5 protein-coding genes are annotated in these 6659 nt (G+C 61.1%); 1 reads left to right on the top strand and 4 read right to left on the bottom strand.

What is annotated here, in order from left to right:
- Positions 1 to 285: 285 nt before the first annotated feature.
- Positions 286 to 1611: a surface carbohydrate biosynthesis protein gene (locus IG122_RS10520; protein WP_193183217.1), complete on the top strand. Its 1326-nt coding sequence runs from the start codon at positions 286 to 288 to the stop codon at positions 1609 to 1611.
- A 63-nt stretch (positions 1612 to 1674) separates the two neighbouring features.
- Here the strand turns inward: IG122_RS10520 and IG122_RS10515 are convergent, their stop codons facing one another.
- The 4 genes from IG122_RS10515 to IG122_RS10500 form a co-directional block, all read right to left on the bottom strand.
- On the bottom strand, positions 1675 to 3729 hold the full coding sequence (locus IG122_RS10515) for an N-acetyl sugar amidotransferase (RefSeq protein WP_193183216.1): 2055 nt from the start codon (positions 3727 to 3729) through the stop codon (positions 1675 to 1677).
- 13 nt (positions 3730 to 3742) lie between these two features.
- Positions 3743 to 4375 carry an imidazole glycerol phosphate synthase subunit HisH gene (gene hisH / locus IG122_RS10510; protein WP_193183215.1) on the bottom strand — a complete coding sequence of 211 codons (633 nt, stop codon included), beginning with the start codon at positions 4373 to 4375 and terminating at the stop codon, positions 3743 to 3745.
- 160 nt (positions 4376 to 4535) lie between these two features.
- Positions 4536 to 5687 (bottom strand): methyl-accepting chemotaxis protein, encoded by a 1152-nt coding sequence (locus IG122_RS10505; protein WP_193183214.1) that lies wholly within the window; start codon positions 5685 to 5687, stop codon positions 4536 to 4538.
- On the bottom strand, positions 5688 to 6182 hold the full coding sequence (locus IG122_RS10500) for a PAS domain-containing protein (protein ID WP_226893478.1): 495 nt from the start codon (positions 6180 to 6182) through the stop codon (positions 5688 to 5690).
- Between the last annotated feature and the right edge of the window lie 477 nt (positions 6183 to 6659).

The raw sequence follows: 6659 nt of genomic DNA, 5'->3' as shown, positions 1-6659 counted from the left end.
TCCGAACTCGGCCGTGAAAACCCTCTGCGCCAATGGTACTGCGTCTTAAGGCGTGGGAGAGTAGGGCGCCGCCAGGTCATCAAAAGACAAGACAAACCAATATCTTAACCTCTTTAAGATTTCGGGCCCGCGAGACGATTGTTTCGCGGGCTCTTTCCGTTTACAGGCCGAGATGTCGAGGCGTTGTCCCGGGGCGGGAAATCGAATTGTGCGCCGCATCCAACTATGCCATCTACGGGGATGCCGACGGGTGCTGGACGGGCCGGGGGTCAGGAAGCTTGCTTGATGTATAAAGTACTTTATCTGCCGATCGAGGAAAGCGCGCGCGAACTGGAGGCCCGGCTCATTCTTGCGCACCGCGCGATCGAAGACGGATGGCAGGTCATTATCGGCAATCAGCTTCTTCTGACCGCCCACATGGCCAAATTTCCCGCCGGCGTCTATTTCGCGAAGGGCACAAACGCGATCCAGCGCAACAAGATAAAGCCGCTGAAAGAAGCCGGCTTCGGCGTCGCCGCCATCGAAGAGGAGAATGTTCCCCTTGCCGAGCCGTTGCTGATCCAGAATCTGATGGCGGGTGATTTTGCGAAGCTGACGGATCTCTATTTCGCCCATGGCCCTTTCGATGCGGATATCGTTACCCGCGCCAACCCGGCAATCGAGGGAAAACTCGAGATCCACGGGGTCGGCCGGTTCGATCTTCTGAAGCAGGACTTCCTCGAGCAACGCCGTGCGAAAGCCGCGGATCTGCGCCGCAAATACGGCGATTTCGTACTCCTCAACACCAATTTCGGGTACGCCAACACTTTCGTCGGATCTCCGAAGGAGTTCTACGACAAGCTTCTCGTCGGCATGGGGATTGTCGATATCAGCAATCCAGACGAGATCGCGCTTTGGGAGAGGGCGCTCGAGTTCGAGAGCCGGACGATGGAGGGGGTCAAGGATCTGGTCCGGGAGCTGGCACGGGAAGTCCCGGTCGTGCTGCGCCCGCATACCTCCGAGAGGATCGAAACCTGGCAGGAGCTCCAGGCGGAACGGGATTGGGGCGGTCGGCTGTCGATCGTCCGCGAGGGGCCGATCGTCGATTGGCTTCTTGCCTCCCGCCTGGTCATACAGAATTCCTGCACGACGGGGCTTGAAGCGAAGGTCATGGGGGGTCCCGTGGTGTCCTTCACGCCGTTCGACAACGGCATGCTCTCCTGTTTCGTCGCCAACCGCGTCCTGCCGAGGATCGGGAGCGTGGCCGGGGTGCTCGATGCCGCGCGCCGTGTCCTCGCCGGAGAGGAGCTTGCAGATGTTCTGCCGGCCGCCGATGCGGAACCGCTCGAGAACTTCATCCGCGAATCCGAGACGGAGCTTGTTTCGGATCGCCAGTGGCGGTCGATCCGGGAGAAATTCGATGCCGGGGCGCGGCCCTATTCCGAAGCGGATTTCCCGCAGCAAAAGCTCGAGGTCAAGGGCCTCCACCCGCAGGCCAGAGTGAAGTTCGCGGTCTCCCAGGCCGATTTCCGCGACGCGTACGTGATGATCGCCCGCGCGCTTGGCGGCGGATTTTCGGTGAAAGTCAGGGTCATGGGAGACGGTCTCTTCGCTCTCACGCGCGGTGAATGAGGCCCATCCGGGGGGACTCCTCGTGACAATCGAGCCGGAGATTGGCGCATCCGACCGGCCGGGTCAGGGCTCCAGCCGCGTGCGCTGCCAGTTTCCGTCCGCGTCCTTCCACCATACCCTCGGGTCGCGGAAGGTGTCGGCGATGCGGTCGAACTCCTCTTCGCTCATTTCGGCATAGTCCAGCCAACGATAGAGGTCGCGCGGACGCACGGGGTCATAGTGGTTGACGAGTTCGATCGCCTGCCCCCGGCTGAGTTTGCCCGAGCGGATGTCCTTGCAGCAATGGTCGGTACAGCGTCCGTAGCCGAACTTGACGTACTTCAGATAGTCGTGGACGCCGTTCTCGTGCATGTCGTCGAGGTTCGACATGCGCCGGTAGGTGCGGTCGAAGGGGTCCGGACTGACCTCGAAGCCATATTCCTCCACCATCTGCTGCGTGTGCTGGTTGGCGTCCCAGTCGACATAGTTGCCAAGATAGATGCCGCGCAGGTCGAGATCGAACATCTCCTGGTCCCGCGGATACTGCCAGGCGATCAGGTCCTTCGTCTCCAGGTCCTCGAGACCGAGGAAGTAGTTCCAGTCGTAGCCGCGGCCGAAATGCTCCAGCCTGTAGCGGTAGCTCATTTCCGGGAAATCGGTCATGGCGAACTGGCCGCAGAGATCCATGTAGCCATGCTCGCCCCAGATCACCAGCGGGATGCCGAGCTGTACGGCGAGGCGGACCGGCACCGTATTGATGCCGACATGGGCATGCCAGTTCATGTCGCCCATGATCTTGAAGGCGAGCCGGTTCAGTTTCTTGAGCACGTCGACCCGGGGCGAGTAGATGATGTGGTCGACGTCGAAGACTTCCTTCATGCGCAACAGGTTGCGCCAGCCGACATCGGTATAATTGTTGCCGTTGTAGGTAATGAGCAGCGGATTGTAGCCGAGCACGTTCTTGATGTAGTGGGTCTGGAACCAGCTGTCCTTGCCGCCGCTGACCGCGATCACGCAGTCCGGACGCATGCCGTCCCGGCTCTTGTAGCGCTCCAGGAGGTCTTTCAGCAGTGCCTCGCGCCGGGTCCATTCCTCGGCCGGAATCTCGCTCCGTGCCGCTGCGGTCTTGCAGCCCATGCAGACACCGTTCTCGTCGAACGCCATAGGGGTGGCGCTGAGCGAGGAATAGACGCATTCGGTGCACCAGGAAACGGTCTGGGTCGGCCGGGTCTGGCGTGCCGCCGGGAAATCCCCTGTGCGTGCGGCTTCGAGCCGGGCCTCGATGCGGGCGCTGGCGTCGCCGGGCGCATATTTCGGCTCGCGCGGGGACCAGGCGCTTTCGAGTTTGCTCTCGCGCAGCCGGATACCCGCCTCGGTACAATGTTTCTTCGCCATGCCGTAGCTGAGCTCGAAGAAATTGAAGATGTTCGCGGCCGCGGCCCCGCTGACGCCCGCTTCGAAGGCGGGCGGAAAGTCCTGGTAGCGGCCGGCGCCGCCGAGCGCGATGACCGGCACGTCGACCGCATTGACGATCCTGGACACCAGTTCGATGTCGTAGCCTTCGGCGCTGCCGTCGCGATGGATCGCCTGGATGACGATCTCGCCGGCACCCAGGTCCGCCGCCTCGCGCGCCCAGTCGACCGGATCCCGGCCCGTGGCGGTGCGTCCAGCATCGGCGAAGACCTCGTAGCGGCCGTCCTCCAGACGCCTCGTGTCGATGGTCACGACCGTCGCCTGGTTGCCGAATTCGCGCGCGGCTTCGGAAACCAGATCGGGCGAGGCGAGGGCGGCACTGTTGAGAGAGACCTTGTCCGCACCGGCTTTGAGGATCCGGGAGATGTCCTCCAGGCTGCGGACCCTGCCCCCGAAGCTGAGTGGCATGAAGCAGATCTTCGCGATTTCCTGCAGCACGTCGAGCGCGGACGATCCCTGGTAGCGGACATGCAGGTCGTCGCGCCGGAGGTCGTGATAATCCTCGGTGCTGATATCGATCAGGAAGAGCTCGTCGACATTCCAGCTGGAGAGGCGAGAAATGGTCTGGATCGGGTTGCCGATCACCTGATGAGTCTCGAAGCGTTCGCTGCGGACGATAAGGCCGTTCTTCAGCAGGACGCAGGGGATCAGTCGCGGATAGACCATACTCTCCGATTTCCTAAAGACGGCCCTTGCCGCGCAGCCAGTGGAGGTGGGCCGAAAGCAGATCCAGCCCGGCATCCTGGCTCTTCTCCGGATGGAACTGCACCCCTGCGACATGGCCGCGCTGGATCGCGACAGTGATTTCTTCGTTGCCAAAGCGGGCGCGGGCCGCGATGTCCGGGGAATCATCGCAGTCGAAATGGTAGCTGTGATCGAAATAGAAACTCGAGACGGTCTGCTCCGGGAAAAGGTAGCTCTCCTTGGCCGGCACCGCGTCCGCCCAACCGACATGCGGTATCTTGTCGGCCCGGCTGGCGGGACGCAGCCGTTTTACCGTTCCCGGAACCAGTCCGAGACCGGCATGGATACCGTGCTCCTCACTGGCATCGCCCAGCAGTTGCATCCCGAGACAGATCCCGAGCAGCGGGACGCCGTCGCGTTGCACCAGATCGCGCAGCACCGGAGAAAAGCCGCGCTCGTCCAGTTTGCCCATGCTGGCGGCGAAGGCGCCGACTCCGGGCAGAACGATCGCCTTTGCGTCCGCCAGTCGAGCCGGCTCCCCGACGGTCGTGGTCGCAACGCCGATGCGGTCGAAAGCGCGCAGTACCGAGGCCAGATTGCAGTTTTCGAGATCGATAACGTGGAGCATCGGGCAACCGGATCCGGGCGGTAACGGAACGTTTGGAGTTAAACTGACTCCATTCGAACACACTGGGTTCCCGTCTACCGCATGCCCGGAACTAACACCAGATGCAATTTCCGGCCGGCTCTCCGGGCGGATCCGCCGGCTCATGCCTCCGGAAATGGAATCACACCACCTTTCGGACCCTGGTGAGGAAGTCGCCGACGACGGTGCGCAGGGATTCCGCTTCCGTCGACAGTGACGTCGCGGCGCCGTTCACCTCGGTTGCGGTGGTGCTCGTCTGCTGCGCCGAAGCGGTGACCGCGCTGATGTTTTCGGTGACTTCCGAGGTGCCGGCGGAGGCCTGCTCGATATTCCCGGCGATCTCGCGGGTCGCGGCGGATTGTTCCTCGACGGCCGCCGAAACCGTCGCATTGGCCTCGCTGATGCTATTGACCTGGTCCGAGATGGCCCGGATGCCGTCGATCGTGTGCCGGCTGGCTTCCTCGATGCTGCGCACGAAACTGTTGATTTCTTCGGTTGCGTTGGAGGTCTGGTTCGCCAGGGCTTTGACCTCGCTTGCCACCACGGCGAACCCTTTTCCGGCTTCCCCGGCCCTGGCCGCCTCGATGGTGGCGTTGAGGGCAAGGAGATTTGTCTGCTCGGCGATCTCGCTGATGATCTTCAGGGCACCGACGATGTTGCCCGTCGCTTGCTCCAGGCTATCGACCCGTTCGGAGACCCGATCCGTCAATGACGCCGCCTCGTTGGCGAGCGCGGAGGCGTGCGATACCTGTTCACTGATTTCCGTGATCGAGGCCGACAGCTGGTCCGATGCCGATGCGACGGATTGCACATTGACCGACGCTTCCTCCGCTGCTGCGGCGACTGAGGTCGCCCGCTCGCTGGTGTCGGAAGCAATCGACTTCATTGATCCGGAGGTTGCGATGAGCTGTTCCGATGCGGCGGCCACTGTCTTGACGATGTCCTGCACGGTTGCCTCGAAGGCATGTGTCGCTCCCGAGAACTCTTGCACCCGCGTATCGATCGTCTCGAGCGTGTTGTTGACCTTGCGGGCGGCCAGAAGGAAGTCCCCGTGCATGCCGGTCTCGATGATCTTGCGGAAATACTTGTTCTCGCTGACATGGGCCATGCAGGCGGCCGACTCCCTTACATAGGCGTCGCAGCGGTCGACCAGGTCGTTCACGAGATGCAGAAGCTCGGCGGTCTCGGACGAACCGGAGATCTCGGTGATCCGGAGGTTGAAGTTTCCGCGCGCCATTTCCCGAATGATGGGGATGGCCGTCTTGACGTCGCGTGTGCTGGAAAGTCCGAACATCTAAATCCCCAATGCAAACATGAGCTCGTTGAAGGACATGCCTTTTGAGGCGAGCAAGTCGGAGACATGCTTCTCTCCCGCCGCGAGTGCGTCTTTCGGGCTGCCGCTATTTTTCTCGATCTGCATCAACGCGGCATAGAGCGGTTCGATATGATCGCGGATCACGGCGCGGTTCGGGGCACGGCGGTTGCTGTGATAGCCGATGATCTCGCCCTTCTCGTTCCAGCTCGGCGTTACGTGGGCGAGGACCCAGTAATGGTCGCCGTTCCTGGAGCGGTTATTGACGTAGGCGAAGATCTCGTCCCCGGACTTGAGGGTATCCCAGAGCAGCTTGAAGACCGTGCGCGGCATATCCGGGTGACGGATGATATTGTGCTGCGTCCCGATACATTCCGACGGCCCATAGCCGGCGAACTTATAGAAGGTCCGGTTGCCGTACCGGATCTTGCCGGAAAGGTCTGTCTTGGTGACGATCAGGTCATCCGGATCGAGCATGCGCTCTTTGCCGGTCAAAGAAAGGTCTTGTTTCCGCATGTCTCACCTATCGCGGTCGGGAGCGTAGGTGTAGCCGGAACAGCGCCGTGGTTTCAACCGGGTCTTTATGGCTGGTTAATCAAGATAAATAATATAAATCAGATAGTTAATCGGAATTGTTTTAATTTTGTCCGGTTTTATCGGAACCGCCGCTGTTTTGTTGGTCGGTATTGTTTCGAGCTTAAACATCTTGAATTCATAGCTAATTTCAAATTCGGGTCCGGTTGGCGTTGGGCTTTTGAAGACAACTCATCCGTATGAAGGGTGTCAGATTCGCCTATTTTATGGCGAGGTCTACGTTGCTCAGTTCCATTCCTTCTCGGCGGCGACATTGCGTCCGGCAATCCGGCCGAAGCCGAGGCATTCGCCGATATCTCCGGTGCCTGATGGAGGAAGCTGTAGAGCGAGCCGAGTTTGCCGGCGCTATGGAGGCGGGGA

Origin of the sequence: Nisaea sediminum, assembly GCF_014904705.1 — a bacterium.
GTDB lineage: Bacteria > Pseudomonadota > Alphaproteobacteria > Thalassobaculales > Thalassobaculaceae > Nisaea > Nisaea sediminum.
Note: the sequence above shows the minus strand (reverse complement) of the source record. Positions and strands in the feature narration are given on the sequence as shown.

Excerpts from the sequence above, each read along its gene's own strand:
- IG122_RS10520 (WP_193183217.1), top strand. The coding sequence starts at position 286 with ATGTATAAAGTACTTTATCTGCCGATCGAGGAAAGCGCGCGCGAACTG.
- IG122_RS10515 (WP_193183216.1), bottom strand. The coding sequence starts at position 3,729 with ATGGTCTATCCGCGACTGATCCCCTGCGTCCTGCTGAAGAACGGCCTT.
- hisH (WP_193183215.1), bottom strand. The coding sequence starts at position 4,375 with ATGCTCCACGTTATCGATCTCGAAAACTGCAATCTGGCCTCGGTACTG.
- IG122_RS10505 (WP_193183214.1), bottom strand. The coding sequence starts at position 5,687 with ATGTTCGGACTTTCCAGCACACGCGACGTCAAGACGGCCATCCCCATC.
- IG122_RS10500 (WP_226893478.1), bottom strand. The coding sequence starts at position 6,182 with ATGCTCGATCCGGATGACCTGATCGTCACCAAGACAGACCTTTCCGGC.